Annotated in this window: 14 protein-coding genes and 2 tRNA genes; 9 read left to right on the top strand and 7 right to left on the bottom strand. The window is 74.0% G+C overall.

What is annotated here, in order from left to right; all coding sequences use genetic code 11:
• Positions 1–11 precede the first annotated feature (11 nt).
• A complete protein-coding gene (locus SERN_RS09320; RefSeq protein WP_135849885.1) occupies positions 12–1,013 on the bottom strand; it encodes an ABC transporter permease in 1,002 nt (333 codons plus the stop codon).
• Between the two features lie 52 nt (positions 1,014–1,065).
• Positions 1,066–2,709 (bottom strand): ABC transporter substrate-binding protein, encoded by a 1,644-nt coding sequence (locus SERN_RS09325; protein ID WP_135849886.1) that lies wholly within the window; start codon positions 2,707–2,709, stop codon positions 1,066–1,068.
• 111 nt (positions 2,710–2,820) lie between these two features.
• On the opposite strand from SERN_RS09325, the gene SERN_RS09330 reads away from it, so the two are divergent.
• A complete protein-coding gene (locus tag SERN_RS09330; RefSeq protein WP_135849887.1) occupies positions 2,821–3,420 on the top strand; it encodes a TetR/AcrR family transcriptional regulator in 600 nt (199 codons plus the stop codon).
• Between the two features lie 31 nt (positions 3,421–3,451).
• Positions 3,452–3,736, top strand: coding sequence for a ribosomal protein L7/L12 (locus SERN_RS09335; RefSeq protein ID WP_135849888.1), 285 nt, complete (start codon positions 3,452–3,454; stop codon positions 3,734–3,736).
• Here SERN_RS09335 and SERN_RS09340 read toward each other — a convergent pair.
• From SERN_RS09340 to SERN_RS09355, 4 genes are all read right to left on the bottom strand, one after another.
• Positions 3,696–4,352 carry an IMPACT family protein gene (locus tag SERN_RS09340; RefSeq protein WP_135849889.1) on the bottom strand — a complete coding sequence of 219 codons (657 nt, stop codon included), beginning with the start codon at positions 4,350–4,352 and terminating at the stop codon, positions 3,696–3,698. The genes SERN_RS09335 and SERN_RS09340 overlap by 41 nt on opposite strands.
• Positions 4,349–5,254, bottom strand: a complete 906-nt coding sequence (locus tag SERN_RS09345; protein ID WP_135849890.1) for a hypothetical protein — start codon at positions 5,252–5,254, stop codon at positions 4,349–4,351. The genes SERN_RS09340 and SERN_RS09345 overlap by 4 nt, the downstream gene beginning before the upstream one ends.
• Positions 5,255–5,318: 64 nt before the next feature.
• Positions 5,319–6,236 carry a 3-methyladenine DNA glycosylase gene (locus SERN_RS09350; protein ID WP_135849891.1) on the bottom strand — a complete coding sequence of 306 codons (918 nt, stop codon included), beginning with the start codon at positions 6,234–6,236 and terminating at the stop codon, positions 5,319–5,321.
• Positions 6,233–7,426 (bottom strand): heparan-alpha-glucosaminide N-acetyltransferase domain-containing protein, encoded by a 1,194-nt coding sequence (locus SERN_RS09355; protein WP_135849892.1) that lies wholly within the window; start codon positions 7,424–7,426, stop codon positions 6,233–6,235. Before SERN_RS09355 ends, SERN_RS09350 begins: the two co-directional genes overlap by 4 nt.
• Positions 7,427–7,505: 79 nt before the next feature.
• Between SERN_RS09355 and SERN_RS09360 the strand changes: the two genes are divergently transcribed.
• From SERN_RS09360 to SERN_RS09390, 7 genes are all read left to right on the top strand, one after another.
• Positions 7,506–8,303 (top strand): class I SAM-dependent methyltransferase, encoded by a 798-nt coding sequence (locus SERN_RS09360; RefSeq protein WP_135849893.1) that lies wholly within the window; start codon positions 7,506–7,508, stop codon positions 8,301–8,303.
• A 45-nt stretch (positions 8,304–8,348) separates the two neighbouring features.
• A complete protein-coding gene (locus SERN_RS09365) occupies positions 8,349–8,921 on the top strand; it encodes a hypothetical protein (protein ID WP_135849894.1) in 573 nt (190 codons plus the stop codon).
• Positions 8,922–8,930: 9 nt separating this feature from the next.
• Positions 8,931–9,704, top strand: a complete 774-nt coding sequence (locus SERN_RS09370; protein WP_135849895.1) for a fumarylacetoacetate hydrolase family protein — start codon at positions 8,931–8,933, stop codon at positions 9,702–9,704.
• Positions 9,705–9,812: 108 nt separating this feature from the next.
• Positions 9,813–11,237, top strand: a complete 1,425-nt coding sequence (gltX, locus tag SERN_RS09375) for a glutamate--tRNA ligase (RefSeq protein WP_233251671.1) — start codon at positions 9,813–9,815, stop codon at positions 11,235–11,237.
• Positions 11,234–11,989, top strand: a complete 756-nt coding sequence (locus SERN_RS09380; RefSeq protein WP_135849897.1) for an HAD family hydrolase — start codon at positions 11,234–11,236, stop codon at positions 11,987–11,989. Before gltX ends, SERN_RS09380 begins: the two co-directional genes overlap by 4 nt.
• A gap of 114 nt (positions 11,990–12,103) precedes the next feature.
• A tRNA-Gln gene (locus tag SERN_RS09385) sits at positions 12,104–12,175 on the top strand.
• Positions 12,176–12,253: 78 nt separating this feature from the next.
• Positions 12,254–12,326 (top strand) — tRNA-Glu (locus SERN_RS09390).
• A gap of 181 nt (positions 12,327–12,507) precedes the next feature.
• Here SERN_RS09390 and SERN_RS09395 read toward each other — a convergent pair.
• A complete protein-coding gene (locus SERN_RS09395; protein ID WP_135849898.1) occupies positions 12,508–13,227 on the bottom strand; it encodes an IclR family transcriptional regulator in 720 nt (239 codons plus the stop codon).
• Positions 13,228–13,276 lie beyond the last annotated feature (49 nt).

Raw genomic sequence — 13,276 nt, forward strand, 5'->3', positions numbered from 1 at the left:
GACAGCGCCCCTCACGACAGCGCCACCGGCTCGGCGGACGCGTCGTCCGGCGTCGCCACCCCTGCGCGCGGCCGGCGCAGCCGCGGGTCCAGCACCCGCTCGAGCAGGTCGGTCACGGTCACCACGACCACGTACAGCAGCGCGACCAGCACGACGGCGCCGATCACCACGGGCACGTCACCCACGAGGGTCGCGTCCACCAGGAGGCGGCCGAGGCCCGGCCGTCCGAACAGCAGCTCCACCACCACGGCGCCCGACAGCAGCGAGCCGACCGCCCATCCCGACAGCGCCAGGACGGGGAGACTGGCGTGCCGCAGCGTGTGGTGCGTGAAGACCCGGGCGGGGGAGGCGCCCCTGGCGCGCGCCGACGTCGTGAACGGCGCCGTCCCCGCCTCCTCGAGGCCGTCGCGCATCAGCTGCCCGAGGAAGCCGGCGAGCGGCACCGCCAGCGTGATCGAGGGCAGCACGAGGCCGGCGGGCTGCCCCGGGGTGCTCGTCGCCGGGAGCCAGCCGAGGCCGGCCGCCACCACCGCGATGAGCACCGCCCCGAGCCAGAAGTGCGGGGTGACCGTGGCGACCACCTCGAGGCCGCGCAGCACCCCGGCGACGGCGCGCCCCACCGGCCCGCGGGCGCCGACGGCGACGAGGGCGACCACGAGCGCGAGCGCCCACGCGAGGACGAGCGACGTCGCCGCGAGGACGACCGTGCTCGGGAACGCGTCGCGGAGCAGGTCCGCGACCGGCACCCGACGCGAGAAGGACGTGCCGAGGTCGAGCGTGGCGACGCGTCGGAGCTGGTCGAGGTACTGCACCACCACCGGGTTGTCGAGCCCGTACTCGGTTCGAGCCGCTTCGACCGCCTCGGGTCCGGCCTGCGAACCGGGTCCGCCGAGGATGGCCTCGAGCGGGTCGCGACCCCCGCCCCGGAGCGCGAAGAACACCACGGTGGCGGTCACCCACACCACGAGCGCGGCGCGTCCGAGCGCGCCGAGGACGAGGCGGAGAACGGTCATGCGGACATTCTCGCTCGGTCCGTCCTGTCCGTCGCCGCGCGTCCCGATCGCGTCAGGACTGCGTCAGGGCGGCGTCGACGAACGTCGGTGTGGACACGGTGCCCAGGGTCTCGACGCCCTCGACGCCCCGCGTGAGGAAGTGGTTCTGCTGGTCGTACAGCGGGAGGATGTAGAACCCCTCGAGCACGATGGCCTGCGCCTGGGCGTAGAGGTCGGCGCGCTCGGCCTCGTCCTGGCTCGCCGAGGCTGCGTCCAGCAGGGCGTCGAGCGCCGGGTCCTTCACCTGGGCGTGGTTGGCGAAGTAGCCCGACGGCGCCGGCACGGTGGAGTCGGAGTGGTACAGGACGCGCAGCACGTCGGGGCCGACCTTCGTGTACGGGGCGCTGACGGCCTCGTAGGCGTTCTCACCGAGGGCGGTGTACCAGGCCGACAGGTCCATCGGCTCGAGCACGACCTCGAAACCCGCCTGCCGCGTGTTGGCCTGGATCTGCTCGAACAACGACTGCTCGGCCGCCACCGACTGGTTGGTGCTGACGGGGAAGCGGACCGTCAGACGCTCGCCGTCGCGCGTGCGGTAGCCGTCGGCGTCGCGCTCGGTCCAGCCCGCACCGTCCAGCAGCGCCTCGGCCTCGTCGAGGTCGTAGCCGAACAGGGACTCGTCGGAGTAGGCGGTGGGCTCCACGGACGCGAGCGGGGAGTACGACGGCGCCGTGACGCCCGCGAACAGGGTCTCGATCCCGGGCTCGGGGTTCGCCGAGCGGATGAACGCCTCGCGCACGGCGACGTCGTCGAACGGCGCCTGCGCGGTGTTGAGCTCGATGCGGTTGGAGCTGCCCGGTCGCGGGGCGTCGATGTGCGTGATGTCTGTGCCCTCGGACGCGACGATCGAGTCCGGCTGCGGGTTGTCGATGACGTTGACCTGACCGGAACCGAGCGCGGCGTAGCGCGTCGCGGCGTCGGGCAGGAAGCGCCACGTGATGCCCTCCAGCGCTGCGGGCTCGGCGGTGCCGTCCGGGCGGACGTAGTCCTCGTTGCGCACCAGGTCGACCTGCTGCTGCGGGGTCCAGGCCTCGACCACGAACGGGCCGGTGCCGATGGGGGCCGCGCAGTTGGCGTCCTGGCCGCGCTCGATCCCGGCGGGCGACTGGATGGCGGTCCACTGCTGCGACAGCGACTCCAGGAGCGCCGCGTCGGGGGCGGAGAGGTGGAAGCGCGCCGTCGTCGCATCGACGACCTCGACCTCGCTCACCTTGCCGACGGCGAGGTAGCCGGTGGAGGAGCCGGTGTCCGGATCCTGGAGGTGCTCAACGTTCGCCTTCACGGCGGCGGCGTCCACGGGGGTGCCGTCGGTGAACGTCCGGCCCTCGGCGAGCGTGAAGTCCCAGGTCAGGCCGTCCTCGCTGACGGTCCAGCCGGTCGCGAGCCACGGGGTGATCGTGCCGTCGGCGTCGCGGCCCACGAGCGGCTCGAGGTACTGCGTGGAGATCAGCGCCTGCGGGTAGTTGCCGCCGACGTGCGGGTCGAGGCACGTGGGTTCGGCGTCCCCGGTGGCGTAGACGAGCGTGCCGCCCGCCTGCGCCGACCCCGACGGGTCGCTCGACCCCGAACCCTCGCCGTCGCCCCCCGTCGAGCCGGAGCAGGCGGACAGCACGAGCGCGAGGGCGCTCAGGGCGATGACGGGGGCGGGACGGCGCACGGGGGCCTCGGTTCGGTTGGACCCTGCGCGGGAAGCCGTCGCGGGTCGGATTGTTGGTCGCGGTCCAAGTTTAGGCCGGCGGCGTCGTGATCCCCCGCCTAGGATCGCGTGATGACCACCACACGCGGTGCCGGCCGGCCCAGGGCCGCCTCCCGCGCGCTGCTGGAGGAGGCCGCGTGCGAGCTGTTCCTCGAGCAGGGCTACGCCGCGACGTCGGTCGCCGAGGTCACGATGCGCGCGGGGGTCAGCCGCTCGACCTTCTTCAACTACTTCGACACCAAGAGCGACCTGCTCTGGTCGGCGTTCGACGAGCAGGTGGTGGCGCTCGCGGCGCGGTTGGTGGCGGGCAACGGCGACGCTGCCGCTGCCGCCGTCCGCGAGCTGCGGGTCTTCGCGGCCGACCTCGGCCCGGACAGCGTCGCGCTGGCGTTCTCGCAGGAGGCCGCCATGGGGCTGGGGGAGGACCTCCGGCTCGCGGCGGTGCGGCGGCTCGCGGACGTGCGCGACGTCGTCGCGTCGTCCCTGCGCGCGGGCGGCGCAGGCGCCCTTGCGGCCGAGGTGACGGGCGCCGCCCTCGCGGGTGCGCTGCTGGCCGCGGTGCGGTCCTGGTCGCTGCGCGGGCCCGGTCGCGTGGCGCTGCCGGACGTGCTGGAGGAGGCGCTGAGCGCTCTGGGTCCGCTCGTGCGGCCCGCATCGCCCGCCCCGCGTTGACCCGATCCGGTCGCGCGACCAGCATGGAGGGATGGGACTCTTCTCCGGCGGTGGCGACCAGGCTCTCGAGCGACGCGTGACCGAGCTCGAGCGCGAGGTGCGCGACCTGCGGCTCCGGCTCGCGGGACTGACCGGCGCCCCGGGCGGCTACCCGACCACCGACGCCCCGGCGCGCTCGGGCGGCTACGAGCCGAGCGCGCGCGTGCTCTCCCTCCTGGCCGGCGACCAGGTGATCCAGGCGATCAAGGTCGTGCGCGAGGAGACGGGCTGGGGCCTCAGGGAGGCCAAGGACCACGTCGATCGCCTGCGCGGCTGATCCAGGTCCCACCGCTCGGCTCCGCGGTCGAGGCACCCGTGGTCGCGCGCTCGACGCACGCCTGCAGCGCCGCGACGTCCTGGCTCGCGACGGCGATCCGCAGGTCCACCTCGGCGCCGTAGCCCGCCTCGACGGGCCAGTCGCGCCGGCGGGCCTCGGCCTGGACGACGGCCGCCTGCGCGTACCCCGTGCGCACGTCGAACGTCAGCAGCCGGCGCCGCACCACGGGCGCGGCGAGGGCCAGCGCGTCCGTGACGGCGCCGCGGTAGGCGCGCGTCAACCCACCGGTGCCGAGGAGGACCCCGCCGAAGTAGCGCACCACGACGGCGACGACGTCGCTCACCCCGGCGCTGCGCAGCGCCTCGAGCATGGGCGCACCCGCGGTTCCGGACGGTTCGCCGTCGTCGTTGCTGCGCTCCAGGCCGCCCCCGGGGCCGATCACGAACGCCGTGCAGTGGTGCCGCGCGCGGGGGTGCAGGGCGCGCGCCTGCGCGATCCGCTCGCGCGCCCCCGCCTCGTCGGGCACAGGTGACAGCAGGCACAGGAACCGGGAGCGCGAGATCTCGGTCTCGCCGGTGACGGCGGCGGCGATGGTCGTGTACTCCTCGAGCGTCATCGCGGGGTGTCGTCGCCCCCGGTGAGGATCTCCAGCCGGGACCGGGCCACGCGGGCGTGCCGCTCGGCGTCGCGGAGCTTGCGTCGCCAGGAGGCGACGTTGGTCCGGGTCGAGTCGCGGTCGCGCGTCATCGTGGCGAGCTCGCTCTCGAGGACCTCCAGCATGCGGACGAGCGACTCGACCGTGTCGCGGGCCGCGCCGAGGTCGTTCTCGGCGTCCACGAGATCGGCGGTGGCGCGCTGGACGGCGGCGCGGTCCTCGCGGCCGTGCAGGCTGGGGTGCGTCATGGGTCGCTCGGGCGGCACGGCCGCGGGGAGCAGGGTGATCGTCGGACCGCGCCGGTCGCGGGGACCGCCGGAACCGCTCTGACCGGCTTCGGCGTCGGCCTCGTCCTCGTCCGCGTCCGCGTCCAGCAGCGTGAACCCCTCGTGCACGACGGTCCGCGCGAGCGTCCCGGCCCGCACCTGGTCGGCGACGGCGGGGTCCATCACCGCCGCCGTGAGCGTCTCCAGCACCCGGGTCAGCGTCTCGTTCGACGGCGCGCGGGCACCGTCACCCGCCTGCTCCCCACCGTGGTGCCACAGCAGGGACATCAGCGCGTCGGTCTTGAGGCGTCGCGCACGGTCGAGCCGGGCGAGCTCGGCGCGGTCCCTCGCCGTCGTGGCCCCGCGCAGGTCGGCGCCGACCCGCAGCAGGTCGTCCAGCTCCTCGGGCCACCGCCGGGCGACGCGGTTGACCCACGACGCGGCCACGGTCGGCTTCGGCAGCTTGCGCACGCGGGCCGCCCCGACCTCGTCGCCCTCGGCCTTGAGGTCGGCGGCCGCCCGGGCGCGCGCGGCGACGAAGTCCTCGGGCGCGAGCTGGTACAGCGACGCGACGACGTCGAGCGGGCCGGAGGACATGGCCCCAGCCTGTCGTCCGCGGGCCGCGCCGTCCACAGGGGCGTCCCGGCACGGGGCGGGGCGCTCAGGGCGCGGGGGAGTCCAGGAGCGTCTCGCAGACCCGGAGCAGCCGGCGGCGCACCGGCGCCGACCGCTCGGCCAGGTCGCGCTGCGCCGCGACGTAGGCAGCCTTGCCCGCCGGGGTCTCGATCGCGACCGGCTCCAGCCCGAAGGAGGACACGTCGTAGGGCGAGGCCCGCATGTCGAGGACGCGGATGTCGCGCGCCAGGGCGAACGCGTCGAGCGCCAGCTCGCCGGGCACGGCGGGGCCGAGGTGGATCGCGGTCTTCAGCAGGTCCATGCCGACGTGCAGGCAGCCGCCCTGGTCGAGCTCGACCTGGGTCTCACGCGTCGGCGTGGTGGCGTTCAGAGGCTGCGCGGCGTCGGTGAAGAACCGGAACGCGTCGATGTGGCTGCAAACGAGACGGTGCGAGCGGACGACCTCGTCGGTGCCCCGCTCGCCCAGCCGGAGCGGGAGCGCGTGCCGGTGCTCGCCCGGTGCCTCGCCGTAGACCATCGCCCACTCGTGCAGCCCGAAGCAGTCGAACCGCGCCGGGCGCTCCTCGACGGCGGCCAGCAGCGTGCGGTGGAAGCGGACGGCGCCGCCGCGGTCGGCCAGGAAGGTTCTCGGATCGAGGGCGACGACGCCGTCGTGCTCGACGAACCAGCGCACCGTCGCGAGCCGGCTGTCGGCCGCGTCCGCCAGGGCGACGCCGACGCCGGGGCTCCAGCGCGCGAGCAGCCCGGGCTTGACCGGGTAGTAGGTGAACAGGAAGTCCTCGACGGCGTGCGTCGCGCCCCGCGCCCGGCGGTCGCGGTAGGCGCCCGTCAGGTTCTCGGCCCGGGCGACGTGCGCGGCCTCGGCCCGCCTCCAGTCCGGGCGCGCGAGGGTGGTGGTCGCCGTCGTGGTCGCCGCCGCCGTCGTCCCGGGGGCGAGGCTCATCGCGGCCCCGTCGGCACGAGGAGCGAGGCGACGCCGTCGGAGGAGATCTTGAGGAGCCGCTCGAGCGGCCCCTGGCCCAGCACGGCGCGCCAGCCCCACGAGAACGCGATCGACGCGAGCGCCAGCACGAGCAGGGGCACGTTCGACCCGGGGTAGTAGACCGCGTCCGGGCCGAGCACGGCGATGACCACGAGCTGCGCCGAGTAGATCGTCAGCGACATCGCGCCGAGCGCCGCGAGCGGCGACAGCGCCAGCTCGCCGGCCCGCACCGACGTGAGCAGCAGGCAGAGGCCGACGACGGCGAGCCCCACCCCGATGTTCCCCGCGACCTCGAAGGCGGAGTTCGAGTGCGGCTCCACCGAGAGCAGGACGTCGGGCCAGAACAGGACGTCGACGGGGTACAGGCCCTGGCCGACCGCGGCGGTCAGGACCGTGCCGAGGCCGTACGCGATCGCCGCGAGCGCCGTTCCGCCCCCGAGGAGGATCGCCGCGTAGCGGCGCGAGGCGAGCGCGCCCCGTCCGACGACGACGCCCACCAGCAGGTAGCCGATCCACACCAGCGCGGGGTAGTAACCGGTCACGAGCTCACCGATGACGGGCCCCTCGAACGAGAACACGACGCTGGGCTGCACGCTCCCGGTCATGGTCTGGCGCAGCCCCAGCACCAAGACCGGTCCGAGCGTCACGGCGACGCCGGCGATCAGGAGCAGCCAGCGGTTGCCCAGGCGCAGCACGGGCAGCGCCATCAGGAACATCACGGCGTAGGCGGTGAGGATCACGACGACCGGGGTGCCGAGCACCTGCAGCACGACGCCGAGCACCAGCAGGATGACGGCGCGCACGGCGATCTTGACGCGCAGGCGGCGCCAGCCGGGACGGTCCTCGCGCGCCGTCGAGCGCGACATGAGCGCGAGGCTGACGCCCGCGAGGGTGGCGAACAGGGCCGAGGAGCGGCCGTCGAAGATCCACATCCACTGCTCGCCCCAGCCGCCGCCACGGCTGTCGTGGCCGGTGCCGAGGTGGGCCACGAGCATCCCGATGATCGCGACGGAGCGGGCGACGTCGACGCCGGTGATGCGGCGGGTGCGCGGGGGGCGCGGGTCGGACGGCGCCGGTCGCGCGTGCTGCTGGACCGGGGCCACGGGCGACGGCGGAACGGGCGACCCCGGGGGGAACTGCGGTGAGCTCACCGTCCCAGGGTAGGAGATCCGCGGTGCGGGGCCGGAGCGGCGGGTCTACGGTGGAAGGACCAGCGACGAGGAGGACGCCATGGCCAGGTACACGCACGGACACTCCGAGAGCGTGCTGCGCTCGCACACGTGGCGGACGGCGGAGAACTCCTGCGCCTACCTGCTGGACGACCTCGGCCCCGGCGTCGACCTGCTCGACGTCGGCTGCGGCCCCGGCACGATCACGACCGACCTGGCGCGGATCGTCGCGCCGGGACGGGTGGTCGGCGTCGACACGTCCCACGAGGTCCTGCTCAAGGCCTCCGAGCTCGCCTCGGCCCGCGGCGTCACGAACACGATGTTCGAACCGGCCGACGTGTACGCGCTGCCGTACGGGAACGCGAGCTTCGACGTCGTGCACGCGCACCAGGTGCTGCAGCACCTGGACGACCCCGTCGCCGCTCTCCGCGAGATGCGGCGCGTGCTGCGCCCGCACGGTGTGCTCGCGGTCCGCGACGTCGACTACGGCGGCATGCGCTGGTTCCCCCGCCTCCCGGGCCTCGACGAGTGGCTCGACCTGTACCAGCAGGTCGCGCGCCGCAACGGCGGTGAGCCCGACGCCGGACCTCGCCTGCTGGGGTGGGTGCGTGCCGCGGGCTTCACCGACACGACCGCGACGGCCTCCACCTGGTGCTACGCCGACGACGAGACCCGGCGGTGGTGGGCCGGGGTGTGGGCCGACCGCGTGCAGCACTCGCGGTTCGCGGAGCACGCCGAGGACCTCGGCCTCGCGGACGCCTCCGGGCTCGAGGCGATGGCGACCGCGTGGCGCGAGTGGGGCGAGCGCGAGGACGGCTGGTTCGCGATGGTGCACGGCGAGGTCGTCGCGCGACGCTGACCGTAGGGTGGACGGACGATCGCTCCCGACCCGATGGAGATCCTCGTGACCACCACCACCGCCGCGACCACGACCGCCTCCACCACGACCGCGCCGACCGCGCCGACCGCGTGGCAGCTCGGGCCGCTGGCCCCCCGCATCCGTCCCGCACTGCTGACCGGTGCCATGACGGTCGCCTACTACGCGAGCCCCGACGTCGTGCGCCACCGCACCCTGCGCGGGGTCGTCAAGACCGCGCTGGTGGGAGGGATCACCGCGGTCTCGATCGACGACTGGAAGCGGGATCGCGCCGCTGCGGCGCAGGCGGACGGCGCCGACGCCGCGGCCGGTGCGGCCGCCGACGACGAGACCGAGGCCGACGAGGAGCAGGTCCCGACCGCCGAGCTCCTCCGCCGCCTCCCCGCCCGGAAGGGCGCGACGCTCGCGGCCGTCGCCGGGGGCGCGATGGCGGCGTCGATCGTCGTCACGGTCGCCGCCGAACGGTGGATCCACCGCCGGGGTCAGGCGCGGGCGGCGGCCGGATCGCGGCTGCCGCACACGCTGCCCGCGCTGCTGTGGGGCGGGATCGCCGCCGCGCTGACGCTGATCCCGACGCCGGAGGACACCGAGCGCGCCTAGGGTGGTCGCATGCTGATCGCTCGAGTCGCCGTGGGCGACGACCCCCGCTACGCCGTCGTCGAGGGAGAGGGCGAGAACCTCTCGTACGCGCTCATCGCCGGTGACCCCTTCTACGCCGGTGTCGAGCGGACGGGCAAGGTCCTGCCCGCCGACGGCGTCCGGCTCCTCGCCCCCGTCATCCCGCGCTCGAAGGTGGTCGGCATCGGCCGCAACTACGCCGAGCACGCCGCCGAGCTCGGCAACGAGGTGCCCGAGGACCCGATGGTGTTCCTCAAGCCGAACACGTCCGTCATCGGTCCGGACGACCCGATCGTGCTGCCGTCCTACTCCAGCGACGTGCACTACGAGGGCGAGCTCGCCGTCGTCATCTCGCGCATCTGCAAGGACGTCCCCGTGACGCGCGCGCAGGACGTCATCTTCGGATACACCTGCGCGAACGACGTGACGGCGCGCGACCAGGGCGCGACCGGTCCGTGGGCGCTGAAGAAGGGCTTCGACTCCTCGTGCCCACTCGGCCCGTACCTGGCCACGGACCTCGACCCCGGCGACCTCGCGGTGCGCACCTATCTCGACGGCGAGGTCGTCCAGGACGGGTCGACGGCGCAGATGGTGCGCGGCGTCAACGAGCTGGTGGCCTACGTCTCGACGATCTTCACGCTGCTGCCCGGCGACGTCATCCTGACGGGCACGCCCGCCGGCGTCGGCCCGATGGTGGCCGGCCAGCGCGTCGAGGTCGAGATCGAGGGCATCGGACGGCTGTCGAACCCGGTCCTGCGCCGCTGACGGCCGGGTGGGACGCCTCGCCTAGGCTGGTTCCTCGTGAGCACCCACCCCGCCAGTGACGTCAAGGTCCGCTTCTGCCCCTCGCCCACGGGCATCCCGCACGTCGGGATGATCCGCACGGCCCTGTTCAACTGGGCGCAGGCGCGACACACGGGCGGGACCTTCGTGTTCCGCATCGAGGACACCGACGCCGCGCGCGACTCCGAGGAGTCCTACGCCGCGATCGTCGAGTCGCTGCGCTGGCTCGGGATCGACTGGGACGAGGGCATCGAGGTGGGCGGCCCCGACGGGCCCTACCGCCAGTCGCAGCGCGGCGAGATCTACGCCGACGTGATCGAGAAGCTCAAGGTGGGCGGCTACGTCTACCCCTCGTTCTCGACGCCGGAGGAGATCGAGGCGCGCAACGCGGCCGCCGGTCGGGCGGCCCAGATGGGCTACGACAACGCCGAGCGCGACCTGACCGAGCAGGAGGTCGCGGCGTTCCGCGAGCAGGGCCGCGAGCCGGTCTGGCGGCTGCGGATGCCCGACGACGACATCACCTTCACCGACCTCATCCGGGGCGACGTGACGTTCGCCGCCGGTTCGGTGCCGGACTTCGTCGTCGTGCGCGCCGACGGCAAGCCGCTCTACACGCTCGTCAACCCCGTGGACGACGCGCTCATGGGCATCAACCACGTGCTGCGCGGCGAGGACCTGCTCTCGTCCACGCCGCGCCAGATCGCGCTCTACCGCGCGCTGGTCGAGATCGGCGTCGCGGCGGCGGTCCCCGCGTTCGCCCACATGCCACTCGTGCGCGGGACGGGGAACAAGAAGCTCTCCAAGCGCGACCCCGAGTCCAACCTGTTCGTCCACCGCGACCGGGGCTTCATCCCCGAGGGCCTGCTGAACTACCTCGCGCTGCTGGGCTGGTCGATCGCGCCGGACAACGACATCTTCACGATGGACGAGCTCGTGGCGGCGTTCGACATCTCCGACGTCAACCCCAACCCGGCGCAGTTCGACCTCGCCAAGGCCGAGGCGATCAACGCCACGCACCTCCGTCTGCTGGCGCCCGAGGACTTCCGCGCCCGTCTCGTGCCCTACCTCGCCGACGCGCTGTCGGCACCGAGCTACGAGCTTCTCAGCGAGCGCGAGCAGGTCATCCTCACGGCGGCGGCGCCGCTCGTGCAGGAGCGCATGGTCCTGCTGGGGGAGGCCCCCGGGATGCTCGCGTTCCTGTTCACGGCGGGCGACGACGTCGTGGTCGAGGAGGACGCCCGCGCCACGCTCAAGGACGGCGCCGCCGACGTGCTCGACGCGGCGACCACGGCGCTGGCGGGGCTGGACGACGCCGGCTTCACGGCCGAGCCGATCCAGGCGGCGCTGCGCGAGGCGATCGTCGACGGTCTGGGCGTCAAGCCCCGGCTCGCGTTCGGCCCGCTGCGCGTGGCCGTCAGCGGACGCCGCATCTCCCCGCCGCTGTTCGAGTCGATGGAGATCCTCGGGCGCGAGGTCTCGCTGTCCCGGTTGCGAGCGCTGCGCGCGACGCTGTGAGCGAGTCGAGGTCCGCGGTGCGCGGCGTGCTGCTCGACATCGACGACACGCTCCTCGACACGCGTGCCGCGTTCGTCACGGCGCTCGACGCCGTCGCGGACGCCTACCTGCCGCACCTCACGACGGCGGAGCGCGCCGCGGCGCTGGACGTCTGGCGCGCCGACACCCACGGCTACTACCGCCGGCACACGACGGGGGAGCTGACCGCCGACGAGCAGCGTCGCCTGCGCGCGGCCGAGCTGCACGAGCGGTTCGGCGGGCCCGCGGTCGACGAGGCGTTCTTCCCGGCGTGGAACGGCGTCTTCCGCGAGGGGTTCGAGGCCGGCTGGGTGCTGCACCGCGACGTCGCCGGGCTGCTCCGATGGCTGGCCGGCACCGAGCTCGCCGTCGGACTGCTGACGAACGCGCCCCTGGCTCTGACGAGGCGCAAGCTCGAGCGGACGGGGCTGGGCGAGGACGTGCCCCTGCTCGTGACGCTCGACTCGTTCGGGTTCGGCAAGCCGGACGCGCGCGTCTTCCTCGAGGGGTGCCGGCTGCTCGGCACGTCGCCCGCGGAGACGCTCTACGTGGGCGACGAGCTCGACGTCGACGGTCTCGGTGCCCGCGGGGCAGGTCTGCGGGCCGTCTGGCTCGACCGGCCGGGCGCGCGCCGGGGTGGTGTGCACCTGGAGGACCCGGCCGTCGCACGCGAGGCGGGGGTCGCCGTCGTGCGCGGTCTCGACGAGCTTCCGGCCCTGCTGGGAGCGGTCTGAACCGCGGAATCCCGCCGGTTTGGTCAGCCCCGATTTTCCTTGTACAGTTGACCGGCGGTTGAAGGAAGGCTAGCGGCGGGAATTCCCGGCGTCATGCGGATCCGGATACCCCCTTGGGGTATGGTGTAATTGGCAGCACGACTGTTTCTGGTACAGTTAGTCTAGGTTCGAGTCCTGGTACCCCAGCGGTGAAGACGGTGCGGATTTTGCTCCCGGGCAGAGTTCGGATAGAGTCTTCGAGGCCGCTCAGCGGCTGACCAGCACGGCCCCATCGTATAGCGGCCTAGTACCTCGCCCTCTCACGGCGGTAACGCGGGTTCGAATCCCGCTGGGGTCACAAGCGCAAGGCCCCCGATCTTCGGATCGGGGGCCTTCGTCGTTCCCGGGCGCGGGGATCCCCCGGGCGACGAGAACGCCCCGTGCTGCTCGACGGGGCGCGTCGAGCCGCACGGGGCGTTCCGGGGTGTTCGGGCGGAGTGCGGGCGGTGGGGGATCGCCGAGCTCAGCCCCGCCGAAGCTCAGTGCTCGTCGGAGCGCTTCAGCACCTCGGACAGCCGGTTGGCGGCGCTCATCACGGCGGCGGCGTGCATCCGGCCGGGCTGGCGCGTCATGCGCTCGATCGGCCCCGAGATGGAGACCGCAGCCACCACGCGCCCGGACGGGCCGCGCACGGGCGCCGAGACCGAGGCGACACCGGGCTCGCGCTCGGCGACGGACTGGGCCCACCCGCGGCGTCGGACGCCCGACAGGATCGTCGCGGTGAAGGACGCGCCGTGCAGCCCGCGGTGCAGGCGGTCGGGCTCCTCCCACGCGAGCAGCGTCTGAGCGGCGGAGCCCGCCTGCATCGACAGCTGCACGCCGACCGGGATCGAGTCGCGCAGGCCCATGGGTCGCTCGGCGGCGGCCACGCAGATGCGGGCGTCGCCCTGGCGGCGGAAGAGCTGGGCGCTCTCGCCCGTGTGGTCGCGCAGCGCGGTCAGCACCGGGCCGGCCGCGGCGAGCAGCCGGTCCTCGCCCGCGGCCGCGGCCAGCTCGGCCAGGCGCGGTCCGAGGACGAACCGGCCCTGGAGGTCGCGCGTGACGAGGCGATGGTGCTCGAGGGCGACGGCGAGGCGGTGCGCCGTCGGCCGCGCGAGATGCGTCGCGGCGACCAGCTGTGCCAGGGTCGAGGGGCCTGCTTCGAGAGCCCCGAGCACGATCGCTGCCTTGTCGAGAACTCCGACTCCACTTGTGTCCATGCGCTGATACTGGCGTCTCGGTCGCTGAGACGCAAGTCCGCGGCCCTGC

This window comes from Serinibacter arcticus, from assembly GCF_004786095.1.
Classification (GTDB): Bacteria; Actinomycetota; Actinomycetes; order Actinomycetales; family Beutenbergiaceae; genus Litorihabitans; species Litorihabitans arcticus.